We start from the raw sequence: 12204 nt of genomic DNA on the forward strand, positions 1-12204 counted from the left end.
GCCCCGAACCACCACCCAGGAGATCACTCGGATCAAGTCTCAGGCGCATACTAAGAAGCGAAAGATCAGCTAGGAGTGTCAAGCATCATCCGATGCCAAAGCGTCAAGCATCAAGTGAGACCAGACATCGTCGATCATGCCTTGTCCTGTTCCGGTTGACGCTTGACACCTGAGCTTCGGTTGATGCTTTACACCCCTTCGGCTGACCTGCGTTTCTGGGTGATCGGTGGCGATCATCTGGGAGGTCGGGTTGGCGCTGGTGGAGTTGAGCGTCATGGAGCATCGGTATCGCGCTGTGCTGGAAGTAGAGGCGGGCTGTCCGGTGGTCGAGGTCGCCGAACGGCATGGAGTGTCGTGGCAGTCGGTGCATGCGTGGCTGCGCCGGTATCGGGACGGTGGGCTGGCTGATCGGTCGCATCGGCCGGTGTCGTGTCCGCATCGGACGGCGGCTTCGGTGGAGGCGCTGGTGTGCGAGCTGCGCCGGTCGCATCCGCGGTGGGGGCCGCAGCGGCTGGCTTACGAGCTGGAGCGGCGGGATGTGGTGCCGGTGCCGTCGCTGGTGACCCTGTATCGGATTCTGGTGCGGAACGGGCTGGTCGTGCCCGGGGCGCGACGGCGGCCTCGGTCGTCGTATGTGCGTTGGCAGCGTGAGCGGCCGATGGAGTTATGGCAGCTGGACATCATGGGCGGGGTGATGCTGATCGATGGCCGGGAGCTGAAGCTGATCTCCGGCATCGACGATCATTCCCGGTTCGTGGTGATCGCGCAGTTGGTGACGCGGGCCTCGGCGCGGGCGGTGTGCCGGGCTTTCGCGCAGGCGCTGCGGACGTTCGGGGTGCCGGAGGAGGTGCTCACGGACAACGGCAAGCAGTTCACCGGCAGGTTCACTCAGCCGCGGCCGAGTGAGGTGCTGTTCGAGCGGATCTGCCGGGAGAACGGGATCACCGCGCGCACGACCAAGCCACGCTCACCGACCACGACGGGCAAGGTCGAGCGTTGGCATCGGACCGTGCGGGAGGAGTTCCTGGCCGCCCATGGACCGTTCGACAGTTTGGAGCAGGCGCAGTTGGCGCTGGATGCCTGGGTGGCCGATTACAACACGGTGCGGCCGCATCAGGCGCTGGACATGGCAGTCCCGGCCGGTCTGTTCACCGGCCCGGTGCAGGGCAAGGGCTCCACCGGCGTGGAGCCGCCGTTGCACCTGCCGCCCGGTCTGGAGGCGTTGCCGGCTGCGGGATCGGCAGCCGGTCGCGTCGGCACGGCAGGCGAGGCGGCAGGGCGCGGCGGGCTGGTCGTTGGGGCGGTGCCGGTGGCGGTGGAGTTCGAGCGGAGGGTGCCGCCGAGCGGGAATCTGGGCGCGTGTGGGCGTCAGATCTGGCTGGGTCGGGCGCGGGCGGGGCAGCAGGTGTCCATCTGGGCCAGCAGCACCACCATGCACGTCTTCTGCGGCGAGGAGCTGCTCAAGACCTACCCGGTCACGCTTACCAGCGGCGACCTGGGCCGGTTGATGGCCGGTGGTGGCCGGGCGGGTCGTGCGTTGCCGGCCAACGCGCTGCCTGCGGGCCGTTGCCGGCTGATGCGGTGGTCGAGGTCGACCGGCAGGTGAACAACGCCGGTTGCGTCGGCCTGGCGGGCAAGCTGCTCAGTGTCGGTCTGCCGCTGGCCGGCCGACCTTGCGGATCGACGCGCAGACCGTCCAGGTGATCGCCGATGGGGTGCTGGTGCGCACCAAACCGTCACCGCTGGCCCCGGCGCAGCGCGGACGCCTGCATGGCGTTCGGTTGGCCGGCGCGTCGCCGGTCGCGCCGGATGGGTTCCCGCGGGCGGAGCGGGTGGTGGCCAGCAACGGCAGCTTGAAGGTGGCCGGCTGCAAGGTGCAGGTCGGACAGGTGCACCGGGGCAAGGTCGTCACCGTGGTCCTGGAGGAGACGCAGTTGCGGGTGCTGCTCGAGGGCGAGCTGCTGTCGGTCCACCCGCGCACCATCGTCAAGGAGGTCAACCGGCTGCGAGCCAGCGGCCATATCGACTACGAGATCTAGGCACGGTGTGAAGCATCAACCGATGCCAAACCGTCAAGCATCAACTGAAGGTTGACACTGGCGATCATGCTTGTGACTCGCGACTCTGCCGCGGCACCCTTCGCGATCGACGCCCGTGCCGCTCGTCTCGGCTCTCATCCGATGTACGGGCCGGCTGCCTCGAGGTAGTGGTTGATGCGCATGCGCATTGACCGATCCATCTGGTAGCTCTCGATGTCCTCGCGTGCTACCCATTGGACCTCGCGGGACTCTGAGCTCGGGGTCGGTTCACCGCTGATGGGGCGTGCTGTGAGCACGATGGAGAACTCTTGCCGCGCTTCCCCGTTGCTGGTGTAGAAGATGACGTGCTTGGGGTCGCTGTACGTGCCGACGATCCCGGTGATCTCGCAGGTGATCCCCGTTTCTTCCAGAGTCTCCCGGATGGCCGCAGCGGGGATGGACTCGCCGAGGTCGATGGCGCCGCCGGGCAAGGCCCAGTTGTCGTTGTCGCTGCGGCGGATCAACAGGAGGGCGCCGGCCTCGTTGGTGACGGCCACGTTGACCGAGGGGACGAGGCTGTTCGGCGGCGGCGCGTCTGGGTCGTTGTAGTAGTCGATGCGGCGGCTCACGTGTCGGGAGAGTACTCCGACATGGCCGTGATGCTCAGCTCTTCGCGGGATCACCTTCGCCGGGTGGACTGACAAAGCTGCCCAGGTTCGGCACGGTGTAGATCAGGCCCTCTTCGCGCAGTTGGCGGATCGCCTTGCGGATGGTGTCGCGGGCTACGCCGAACTCCTGGACGAGCCGGACTTCCGAGACGAGGTACTTTGGCGGGTATTCGCCGTTGCTGATGCGCCCGCGGAGGACTTCGGCGACCTGCTGCCAGCGGGGACGGTCCGGCTCGAATTCGATCACAAGCCCAAGGGTAGAAAAGGGACAATCGTAGAACCTCACGCCGCCTGAATCGCGTCAAGACCGTTGACTCCTCTTGAGGAGAGCAGGATGTGATCAGCATGGACGTACGCTCGGTGTTATGACGCGCCATGTCGAAGTTCACGTGACCACTGACAGTCGTGAAGAGGCCGAGCACATCGTCGACGTGGCGGTTGCGAGCCGTGTGGCGGCTGGCGCTCAGATCAGTGGTCCGATCGTCTCTACCTACTGGTGGCAGGGCGAGATCCAGCGGAACAACGAGTACTTGATCCTCATGAAGACCACTACGGACCGACTTGATGACCTCGTCGTGGTTGTGAGGGAAGCCCACTCCTACGAGACGCCGGAGATCGTAGCCGTCCCAATCGAGGGCGGCCTCGCTGACTACCTCAACTGGATCACAGAGGAGACGACTGTGTCCCGGAAGGGCGAGTAGCGGCGTACTCGGTGCGGAACTCCCTCGCGACCTGAGTCCGTGAGGGCTTGAGTTCCGTGGCGACGTTGTCGAGACGTTCCCAACCGAGCGGGAAGCCCATCGCAGTTGTGGCGTCGAGGGCGGAGCGTGCGCAGATGACAGCCTCGGTGACGTCTCCGAGGCGGTACTGCGCGAGTGCCATCTCGGCCTTGACGACGCACAACTTCTTGATCTCGGTCGTCGGTCCGAGATGGAGGGCGATCTCTTCCATGGCGGCGATGGAGTCGTCCTGACGCCTGAGGCGCGAGTAGACGGTTAGGGCCATGGAGGCGAAGCGTCCCGGGTCAAGGAAGCATGTCCATGGACGCGCGTTGAAGTCGGCACCCGCATAGACATCCGCCGCTTCTCGGATCGAGGACAGCGCGGTGCAATGGTCCCCCAGGAGCGCTGTCTCCTCGGCTAGGCGAGCCAGTAGCCATGCCCGCGTTGCGGGATCACCGTCGCCGAGCCTGTCGAGACCTGATCGAATGAGCTGAGTACTCCGAGCTCTGTTCCCGGTCACCATGTAGGAGCGGTATCCGTCCATGCACGCGGCGATGGCGTGATCGCTTGCCTGCTTCGCGGCGAGGTTGGCGAGCTGGGTGTACGAGGCCGTCATTCGCGCGTCTCCCTGTTCCCAGGCGAACCACGCGGCCAGGATGGCGCCTTCGCCGGCCACCACCATCAACCGGTGTCGGCGATCGTCCGCTAGATGGCTTTCCAGCAGGGTGCTGACTTCGTTCAAATGGGTGACCAGCGCTGGGTAGAGGGACTTGCCGGGGATATGCTCTTCGAGCCGGTGGAAGCCCCTGGTCCGGTCTTCGACGTGAGTAATTGTCGGATCGTCTGGCCGGTGGTCTCCGGTGATGGCTCGCATAAGGCGTTGGGCGGGATCGAGCGCCGCACCCGCTGTGGCGGTCGCGGCCAGGCTCAGGACGGTTCGTCGGTCCACGCGGTGGTTGAGCCTCCCTACTGTCCAGGCCAGAGCCAGGTGGTCGGTGGACGGCTCCGCTTGCGCTTCGGCCGTCGGTTCCGGATTCCGTGCCCATACACGTCGGTAGAGCTCGGCGTACAGCGTGCCCGGCTGATGTGTTCCGGCTTCATGAAAGCGGATCTCCCGGATGATCGAGCTTCTACTCGGCAACGTGTGGCGTGTTTCGGGGCCAGCCGCAAGTTCAAGTTGTCGTGCCAATTCGTTTTGTGTCCAGGCTCGGCGGACTCGCTTCGTTCGGATGTCCCGCGCCCCGTCGAGCCTGACATCATTTTCGCTCATTTGAACTCACTTATGCGCCGGTACTGCCGGGGGACCTCCTGAAACCTCCTCCAGTCTCTTCCTGACAAGCCCTGTCACGCAGGTGTTCGCTGTCAGTAGCCAGTTCGCTACTCGAATCGAAGCCGAGGGCGCACTCGTGGAGCCCATCGAGTGGGTGACTTGACCACTGATGTGGAGTCGAGCCCCTATGGGGCCGATCGCGTCTACCTGGATGCGATGTCACCGACGACAGGAGAAACAACCCGAATGATCGAAAAAATGCACCCGCCGAAACGGTGGGAATGGATGCGCGGGACCGATCGGATGGTGTGGCAGTGCGTGTTCCCCGGTGAACATGATCAGGTGGGTCAGGTCCGGCGCATGGTAGAGGCGCTGTTCGCCGGAACAGGGCGCGAGGACGATGCCGGGCTCATCGTGTCCGAACTCGCGACGAACGCTCTGCTACACACCCGGTCCGGCCACGTCGGAGGCTGGTTCGGGGTGGAGGTGTACCTTCCGGAAAACGGCCCCATGGCCTACCTCGGGGTCTGTGACCTCGGCGGAGCAGGACGACCCCGGGTTGATCGTCAACTGGCTAATGGGGAGCTGACCATAGGCGGCTTCGGGCTCGCGATCGTCAGGGATCTCGTCGTGAAGCTCTCTCAGATCGGGAGCCCGGCGACCGGGCACACGGTCTGGGTGCACCTTGACCTCAAGACCAGGGACGCCGAGTGCGCGGAAGCCGCAGCGGGATGAGTGGTCGGCCTGCTGCTATCAGGCCGACCTCCAACGTACGGAGAAGTCTCCACACGAAGAGAGGTGACATGGATTTCGAGACCGTCCTCAAAGAGCTCTACCCGTGGTACGAGGATGACGTGCGGGCGAAACTGTTCGCGCTGATGTGCGACGTGGCCTTCGTCTACGCAAGTACCGACGAGAACGGCGACTTCGACCTCAGCCTCGACTGTGCTCTCGACGCCGTCGCCGAAAACGTCCAGGAAATGCGGGCTGAGTACCGCCTCAACCCGTTGTCTCTTCTCCTGCCCGCCGTCGGTGGACCGGAGGGCGATGCCAACACCGACAGTGCGATGGTGACATCTGAACTCTCAGCGGTGTGATCGGCGGTGCCCATCCGGCCTGCGGATGGGCACCGCTGTGCTGTCATCCCACGCGCAGCGGTTCGGGGTTGTCAACGTCGGCGGCAATCAGGTGAGCGTGGAGGAAGGCGCTGATGGCCTCGTACGCCTTGAGTTCGTTGGCGCGGTTGGTGAAGCCGTGACCCTCGTCGGGATAGATGTCGTAGCGGACTTCGACACCGCGTTCGCGTAGGCGGGTGACGATCTGGTCGGATTCATCCTGTGGGACGCGTGGGTCGTGGGCACCCTGGATGACGAACAGGGGAGCGGTGATGCCGTCGGCGTGGGTGACCGGGCTGCGCTCCAGAAGCTGTTCGGCGCACGTCTCGGGGTCGCCGAGGACGGTGGCGACGAACGTCTTCCAGGTGGGCGGTGACGCCTTCGCCAAGGTGACGAGGTTACTGGGGCCGCAGATGGAGACACCGGCGGCCCATGAGTAGGGAAGACGGGCCAGGCAGGAGAGGGCAGCGAAGCCGCCGTACGAAGCGCCCATCGCGGCGAGGCGGTTGGTGTCGGGCCAACCGAGGGTCTGAAGGAAGAGGATGCCTTGGTTCAGGTCATCGAGATCGATGCCGCCCCAGTCGCGGTAGATGAGCTTTTGATGGGCGGTGCCATAGCCGGTGGATCCGGCGAAGTTGGGAGCCAGGATGGCGATTCCCTGGTGGAGGAGATGCTGGTAGAGGCCGGAGCGGGCGTAGATCGGGCGTTCCTGGGCCTCGGGACCGCCGTGGATGGACAGCAGGACTGGGTGAGGCCCCGGGCCGTCCGGACGGTAGAGCAGGGCGTGGACATCGCGCCCATCGCCGGCTGGGTAAGTGATCAGTTCGGGAACGATGGGGTCGATCACGCGTAGGGCCGCGGGGCGGGTGTCAGTGAGGTAGCGGAAGTCGTGGCGGACCAGGTCCAGGACCGCTAGCTCCGCCGGCCTCGCAGCGGAGTCGATCAGGACGACCGCGAGAGAGGCGTCCGGTGCCAGCGACAGTGCGGAGATGACGCCGGGCGGGATCTCTGGGAGAGGCAGAGGAGAGCCATTGCGCTCGGCGTGCAGCCGGGAGCGGCCGGCCTCGTTGACGGACCAGATACGAACTCCTGCGGCGACGTCGAGCGCTTCCACGTCCCAGCTTGGGTCGGCGATCGCGTGAAGAGACTTGGCCTCAAGGTCGTAGAAGGCGGCGGCGGTGAACTCACTCCAGTGATCGGTGAGCAGATGGAAGCCGCTGGAATCCGCCGCCCAGGCACCGGGTTCGAAGACGCCCTCGCCGAGGGCGGATGTTACGCAGCCCGGCTCGGCGTTCAAATCGTTCAGGTCGGTGAGGTAGACCGCGATGTCGGTGTTGGAACGGAAACCGGTCGACAGGAGCCAGCGGCCGTCGGGGGAGAGGCTGACGGCTTCGAACGCGACGCCTTCGGGGGGCGTGAAGCGGCGGAGCTTGCCGGCCACCAGATCGTGGACGATGAGGTCTTGGTCTGCCGGGTTGCGATCGTTGGCGGTGTAGGCCAGGAAGCGGCCGGTCGGGTCGAATGGCGATTCGGCCAAGATGCGTTGGCAGTCCGGCCCGGAGCTGATCTCGGTCGGTTCTCCACCCTCTAGGGGGACGAGGTAGAGGCGGAACTGCTCGTCCCCGTTCTCATCAGCGCTGAAGACCAACTTGTCACCCGAGGGCGTCCAGGCGAACTGCCGTACCGTTCGGCCGTCGAAGCCTGCCACGCGGCGCGGTTCGCCACCCGTGACGGGCGTCACCCACAGGTCGTAGTGCCCAGAGGCGTGGCTGGAGTAGGCAACCAGCTGGCCGTCAGGGGACAGCGCAAGAGTGCGTTGGAATCGCTGCTGGGGGACGAAGTCCAGGTATCCGGGCAATGTGACAGGCCTCTCGAGTCAGTCGATCCATCCGCGGCGTGCTGCCGCGGCTCCTGCGGCGAAGCGGGTCTCCACACCCAGCTCATCGCGAATGGCGGTCCAGTGTCTGCGCATGGTGTTGACGCTGATGTCCATCCGCCGGGCGATCGCCTCGTCGGACAGTCCTTGGGTGAGCAGTTGCAGCACCTGCGCCTGTGCCGGCGTGAGTGGCCTAGGGGCCTTCGTGCTGCCGAACGGGATCGCCTTCTCCCAGAGCAGTTCGAAATACTCCCGGAGGGCCGCGACGATGACCGGGGAGCGAACGAGCAATGCCCCGCCCATCCCCGTGGGTGTGAGCGGAAGGAGTGCGACCGCTTCGTCCGCGAGCTTCATCTTCATGCCGATGCGAGGCAGCAGCCGCGCTTGCTCACCGGCGGCCACTGCGGCCTCGATCGTCTTCGCGCCGATCGGATGCTCCGCACAGCGGGTCTCGTAGATGGCACGGCACTGCACCTGGCCCTCGAACACGGGTAGCGGCGCATAGCCGGTGGTGTCCTCGACGGGCGCCTCCAGAACGTAATTGTCCAGAGTGAGCCAGTCGTGCCGAGCCGCGTTGATGAGCGCGTACGACAGGCGGCTGATCTCGTCCCGATCGGTGACGATCTGTACGAGCCTGTCCATGCCAGAGCTCGAAGAGGACGCGGCGGCCGTCTGATGGAACTCGCCCAGTCGCTTGTGCCCGGCCAGAAGCCGTTCCTGATCACTGACGAGCCGGCGTGAGAGTTCCGACAGAACGCCCTGCAGTGCGAGTTCGGGCGGCGCGGGCACGAGACGCGGTGGCAGCAGTGGACCGTCCGGCCGCAGATGTGCCATCCCGCGGGCGGTCAGCTCCGCCACCTGCTCATTGCTCCCAAGCAAGGACGCAGCGTCGCTCTCCCGGCAGCCGTCCTCCGCGAGCAGCTTGGAGTACGACGCGAAGATCTCGTCCGGAACGACACCCGCCAGTAGGCGCTGTGCGTTGATCTGATTCTGCCCGTCCACTGACACCCCCAGACAGAGGGTAGTGGGTTCGCTGCTTAACGTGATGACGCTTCGAGGGCCGTGTCGAGGGTGAGTGGTTCCACGCGATGGTGGGTTTTCATCGCCGCGTTCAGTGGCCCCAGAGCCCCGCTGCGCAAGGCGTTCCTGTGACTCTGGACGACCTGCCCCTGGTCAATAGACGCCGTGAGAAGTTTCAGGGTCTCTGCTCCGATGTTGCGCACGATCTGATCAGTGCGAATGCTCAAGAGCGGCAAGGGAGGCAGCATGCGGCGGCAGTTCGTTAGAGAGGCGGCGAAGGCACTGGTCGGGCGATCGAGGGCGATACGTAGCCTGGCCGGGCTCCTGGTGACGTTCAGCCCATTCGGCTCGCGCAACCGAACAGCGCGCCAACCGGCCGGCGTCCGCCTTGATGCAAGGGCGGTTTCCATCCCTGCGGGACCTACCGGCGGCATGAGCCCGGGCCAGGGCGCCCAGTCGATTCCGCCCGCTACGACTCCCGTGGTGGAACAGGCCGCCATGACCAGGTCAACGGCCGTTCTGCACAATGCGACAGTTGACCGGCGGGGTCTGATCCGCCTTGTAGGCCAGTGCGTCATCGAAGGGGGTAACCGTACGGCGGGAGGTTGGGGCGCCGACACCTGGGCCCTCCTCGGTCTGCTCGCTGAGCACCGCTCCTCTCTGCTCACCAAGGCCGCTGCCGGTAACAAGCTCTGGCCCGAAGCAGAGTCCCCGAATGACCGGTTCGCCGGCCTTCTCAAGGCGACGCGCGCCAAGATGTGCGAGGCGCTCGGCATGCCCGGCAACTACGGGCGGATCGTCATCCAGTTCATCGGTGGCACCGGATATCGGATCAACCCGGACCTCTACACCTGCGACGTCTGGCAGATCCGTGACCTTCTCGCCGCCGAGGCTCGGGCTAAGGGTTCGGAGAAGACCGCCGCGCTGATCGCCGCCACCGACCTCTACACCGGCCGGTACCTCCCTGACGTGCCGCATGGTTGGGCGCGGAACGCGGCGGACGCTCTGAGCCGTGCCGTTGTCCAAGCTCTCGCCCAACTCGCCGACTTGGAGGAGCAGCCCGAAGTCGAGATTGGTTATCTCGAACGCGCCACTGAACTCGACGGCACTGCCGAACATCTGTACCGCAGGCGAATGGAGGTCTACGCCCGCGTCGGCAGGCCCCAAGCCATTCATTACTGCTATGACGAGCTGCGCGAGCAGCTGCGCGCCCGAGGCAGAAAGCCGTCCTCTCAAACAGAGCAGCTCTACAGCAGGGTTACTGACTTCACTTGAGAAATCGAACCGCTGCAGGGCTTCTGGTCCACGACTTGACGACGGTCGCTGAGGTGATTCCTTATATAGGCCGTGCGTAGACGCGCACGGCCTACTCTCTGCAGAGTCGAAAGGGGTGCGCTCATCATGCGTTTATTACGGGTTGAGTCGGCGGGATCGCGGAGGTAAGTAACCCAGCCGGCTCTGGCGCCCTCGCTGCACAGCGTCATTGATGGACGCAGGCATCGGAGGGAGGACTCGCGGCCGCGTACTTGCCGCAGTACGCGGCTGCGAGGCCGTTTCCCGGAGTGGCTGCGGTGCACTTCGGCTGAGCCAAGTGGCGTCGACCTCCGCGAAGAGTGGGACCAACCGGCTGCTATCCGGCTGGTCCCACGCCCTCAGACTACGGGCAAGCCCACCATGAGAAGGCTAGCTTCCGGAGGAGGGGGGCCGTCGTTGCGCGAACTTTGCGCTCAGTCGCTCGGGCCCGCTGGTCGGTGTGCCGATCGCCCTACCGTTCGGCCTGCCGCCTTGACCGGCACCCCTGCCTTGGTGCGTGGACGCAGGCGAATGGGGCCGCACGGGCTACCGATGGCTCGCCCGACTCGCCTTACGAGTAGAGAACTCGCCATGGAGCGAACTCGGTGGATCTGATGCTACTTATTCAATCCGGATAATCTCCTGCCGCTCCAATCGCAACATCTGGTCTGGGTGATTCATGTCCGGCCTTGCGGGCTGCCCATTGTGCTGTGTGGTTGAGCTGCAGGAATCGTTAGCGGCCCGTCGCCTAATTGGGTGAACGTGAGTGCACTGTTTTTACTGACGCGCCGCCGATTCGGCTTGCCTTGCGTTCTGGGTCGAGAAATAGTCGTCATGTACGAACGAATTTGACCCCAGGAAATTACGGGGTCACAGTCCAGAGCGAGGGAGAAATAAATGGCGACGAACCCAGGGATCGAGGCGACCGGCACCTCGGCCGAATTTCGTCCTGAAGGCACGGCGGCCAAGGTATGGGCGGCCCTGACCGCCACCCCCACCGCATCCGTCATGATGATCGCCGATGCTGCCGGCGTCTCGCGACCGACCGCGACCAAAGCCCTCTCGGCGTTCGCCGAGGCTGGCCGCGCAATTCGCACCCCAGGTGGGCGTTCCGAGGAAGGCCGTGCCCTACCGGACACATGGGCTCCAGTCATCACCGACGACGTGCGTGATCAGGATGGCATCACCCATCCGATACCCGACATGGCTGCCGACGCCGAGGCCCCGGCAGGTCCAGGTACCACCGACGCAGCCACTCAAGACTCTTCGACCACCGCCATTTCCCTCCCGGATGCCATGCGCATCCTTGAACAGGAGGCCGATCGGCGCGCGGCTGCTGAGGCCGAGTTGGCACGCGCTCAGGCCGAAGAGGAAGCCCGTCGGCAGCAGGCTGCCGAGACCTTGGCCAAGGCCCGCCTGATTGAAGATAGGCGCCGCGCCCTGACCGACCTCCTCAATGCCGTCACCACCACCTACGCAGCCCTCTTGACCGACGACGAGGCGGCGTTCACCACCGGTCTGGAGGCCATCTACAGCGGTGCCGCAGACGTACGAAAGGTCGCCCGCACTGCCCAGGCCAAGGCCAGCGCTGGATGGGGTTCCTCACGGGATGGTGACCGCAGTGCATCCCGGCCACTGCGTCCGGACGTCGCCGCCCACCTGATGAAACACCCCAGCCTGGCGTTCACGGCCAACGAGATCGCGAAGGTGCTCAGCCGTTCCTCGGGGGCGGTCGCGAACGCCCTGGACACCCTCGCCCGCAACGGTGAAGCGGAACTCGTCAGCGAGCGTCCCAATCGCTTCCGTGCGGCCAAGCCTCAAAACGCCTAGTCAGCGGTCCCAGTGGCCCTGACATGAGAGGAGAAACCATGTCCGATGAGATGTTCACCCTCCTGGGGTGGGCATGGGATGTAGACCTCGCCACCCGCCTGGCCCGACGCCACCCAGTACGCCCGGCTGCTATCCGGACGTTGACCGGCGTCAAGGACCTCATCCGCATCGACCCGAACCACGCAACGACGGTGGACCTGACCAAACCCATCCTGGTCGTCCCGCTGCCATGCGCAATGCCTCCGGGCAACCGCCTGGTGATCGACGGCTGGCATCGGATACACCGTGCTCTCGACCTGGGAATGGAGAAGTTGCCCGCGATCCTCCTGGACCCGGCCGACGAACGCACGTGCCGCCTACGCGGCGGCGACATCTGAGGCGCTTGCACGAAT

13 protein-coding genes are annotated in these 12204 nt (G+C 65.3%); 8 read left to right on the top strand and 5 right to left on the bottom strand.

The features are described 5' to 3' along the window. Nucleotides 1-256: 256 nt before the first annotated feature. Together DMB42_RS19800 and DMB42_RS56375 are read left to right on the top strand one after the other, a co-directional pair. On the top strand, nucleotides 257-1606 hold the full coding sequence (locus DMB42_RS19800; RefSeq protein WP_396983086.1) for an IS481 family transposase: 1350 nt from the start codon (nucleotides 257-259) through the stop codon (nucleotides 1604-1606). Between the two features lie 67 nt (nucleotides 1607-1673). Then, on the top strand, nucleotides 1674-2039 hold the full coding sequence (locus tag DMB42_RS56375) for a hypothetical protein (RefSeq protein WP_396982854.1): 366 nt from the start codon (nucleotides 1674-1676) through the stop codon (nucleotides 2037-2039). Between the two features lie 134 nt (nucleotides 2040-2173). Here DMB42_RS56375 and DMB42_RS19805 read toward each other — a convergent pair whose 3' ends face one another. Both DMB42_RS19805 and DMB42_RS19810 read right to left on the bottom strand, forming a co-directional pair. Continuing rightward, nucleotides 2174-2647, bottom strand: coding sequence for an NUDIX hydrolase (locus DMB42_RS19805; protein ID WP_125636475.1), 474 nt, complete (start codon nucleotides 2645-2647; stop codon nucleotides 2174-2176). Between the two features lie 34 nt (nucleotides 2648-2681). Next, entirely contained in the window at nucleotides 2682-2933 is a 252-nt protein-coding gene (locus DMB42_RS19810; RefSeq protein ID WP_125636476.1) for a winged helix-turn-helix domain-containing protein, read from the bottom strand. 118 nt (nucleotides 2934-3051) lie between these two features. On the opposite strand from DMB42_RS19810, the gene cutA reads away from it, so the two are divergent. Next, nucleotides 3052-3387, top strand: a complete 336-nt coding sequence (gene cutA, locus DMB42_RS19815; protein ID WP_125636477.1) for a divalent-cation tolerance protein CutA — start codon at nucleotides 3052-3054, stop codon at nucleotides 3385-3387. On the opposite strand, the gene DMB42_RS19820 is transcribed toward cutA, so the two are convergent. After that, nucleotides 3350-4678 (bottom strand): XRE family transcriptional regulator, encoded by a 1329-nt coding sequence (locus tag DMB42_RS19820; protein ID WP_125636478.1) that lies wholly within the window; start codon nucleotides 4676-4678, stop codon nucleotides 3350-3352. The genes cutA and DMB42_RS19820 overlap by 38 nt on opposite strands. Before the next feature lie 159 nt (nucleotides 4679-4837). Here DMB42_RS19820 and DMB42_RS53275 point away from each other — a divergent pair, with 159 nt between their 5' ends. Together DMB42_RS53275 and DMB42_RS19830 are read left to right on the top strand one after the other, a co-directional pair. Continuing rightward, nucleotides 4838-5413 (top strand): ATP-binding protein, encoded by a 576-nt coding sequence (locus DMB42_RS53275; protein ID WP_185844751.1) that lies wholly within the window; start codon nucleotides 4838-4840, stop codon nucleotides 5411-5413. Nucleotides 5414-5481: 68 nt separating this feature from the next. After that, complete coding sequence (locus DMB42_RS19830) at nucleotides 5482-5775, top strand: hypothetical protein (protein WP_125636479.1); 294 nt, start codon at nucleotides 5482-5484, stop codon at nucleotides 5773-5775. A 43-nt stretch (nucleotides 5776-5818) separates the two neighbouring features. On the opposite strand, the gene DMB42_RS19835 is transcribed toward DMB42_RS19830, so the two are convergent. Beyond that, nucleotides 5819-7534 (bottom strand): S9 family peptidase, encoded by a 1716-nt coding sequence (locus DMB42_RS19835; protein WP_185844752.1) that lies wholly within the window; start codon nucleotides 7532-7534, stop codon nucleotides 5819-5821. A 135-nt stretch (nucleotides 7535-7669) separates the two neighbouring features. Next, nucleotides 7670-8677: a helix-turn-helix transcriptional regulator gene (locus tag DMB42_RS19840; RefSeq protein WP_125636481.1), complete on the bottom strand. Its 1008-nt coding sequence runs from the start codon at nucleotides 8675-8677 to the stop codon at nucleotides 7670-7672. Nucleotides 8678-8935: 258 nt separating this feature from the next. Here DMB42_RS19840 and DMB42_RS19845 point away from each other — a divergent pair, with 258 nt between their 5' ends. From DMB42_RS19845 to DMB42_RS19855, 3 genes are all read left to right on the top strand, one after another. After that, nucleotides 8936-9964 (top strand): bacterial transcriptional activator domain-containing protein, encoded by a 1029-nt coding sequence (locus tag DMB42_RS19845; protein WP_185844753.1) that lies wholly within the window; start codon nucleotides 8936-8938, stop codon nucleotides 9962-9964. Between the two features lie 915 nt (nucleotides 9965-10879). Then, nucleotides 10880-11812, top strand: a complete 933-nt coding sequence (locus DMB42_RS19850; RefSeq protein ID WP_125636483.1) for a hypothetical protein — start codon at nucleotides 10880-10882, stop codon at nucleotides 11810-11812. A 38-nt stretch (nucleotides 11813-11850) separates the two neighbouring features. Next, nucleotides 11851-12189 carry a hypothetical protein gene (locus tag DMB42_RS19855; protein WP_125636484.1) on the top strand — a complete coding sequence of 113 codons (339 nt, stop codon included), beginning with the start codon at nucleotides 11851-11853 and terminating at the stop codon, nucleotides 12187-12189. The last annotated feature ends 15 nt before the right edge of the window (nucleotides 12190-12204 follow it).

The organism is Nonomuraea sp. WAC 01424 (genome assembly GCF_003947315.1).
In the GTDB taxonomy this organism is placed as follows: Bacteria; Actinomycetota; Actinomycetes; order Streptosporangiales; family Streptosporangiaceae; genus Nonomuraea; species Nonomuraea spiralis.

What these genes read in the sequence shown, in the direction of transcription:
- DMB42_RS19850 (WP_125636483.1), top strand. Translation starts at nt 10,880, where the DNA reads ATGGCGACGAACCCAGGGATCGAGGCGACCGGCACCTCGGCCGAATTT.
- DMB42_RS19830 (WP_125636479.1), top strand. Translation starts at nt 5,482, where the DNA reads ATGGATTTCGAGACCGTCCTCAAAGAGCTCTACCCGTGGTACGAGGAT.
- DMB42_RS19820 (WP_125636478.1), bottom strand. Translation starts at nt 4,678, where the DNA reads ATGAGCGAAAATGATGTCAGGCTCGACGGGGCGCGGGACATCCGAACG.
- DMB42_RS19845 (WP_185844753.1), top strand. Translation starts at nt 8,936, where the DNA reads ATGCGGCGGCAGTTCGTTAGAGAGGCGGCGAAGGCACTGGTCGGGCGA.
- cutA (WP_125636477.1), top strand. Translation starts at nt 3,052, where the DNA reads ATGACGCGCCATGTCGAAGTTCACGTGACCACTGACAGTCGTGAAGAG.
- DMB42_RS19855 (WP_125636484.1), top strand. Translation starts at nt 11,851, where the DNA reads ATGTCCGATGAGATGTTCACCCTCCTGGGGTGGGCATGGGATGTAGAC.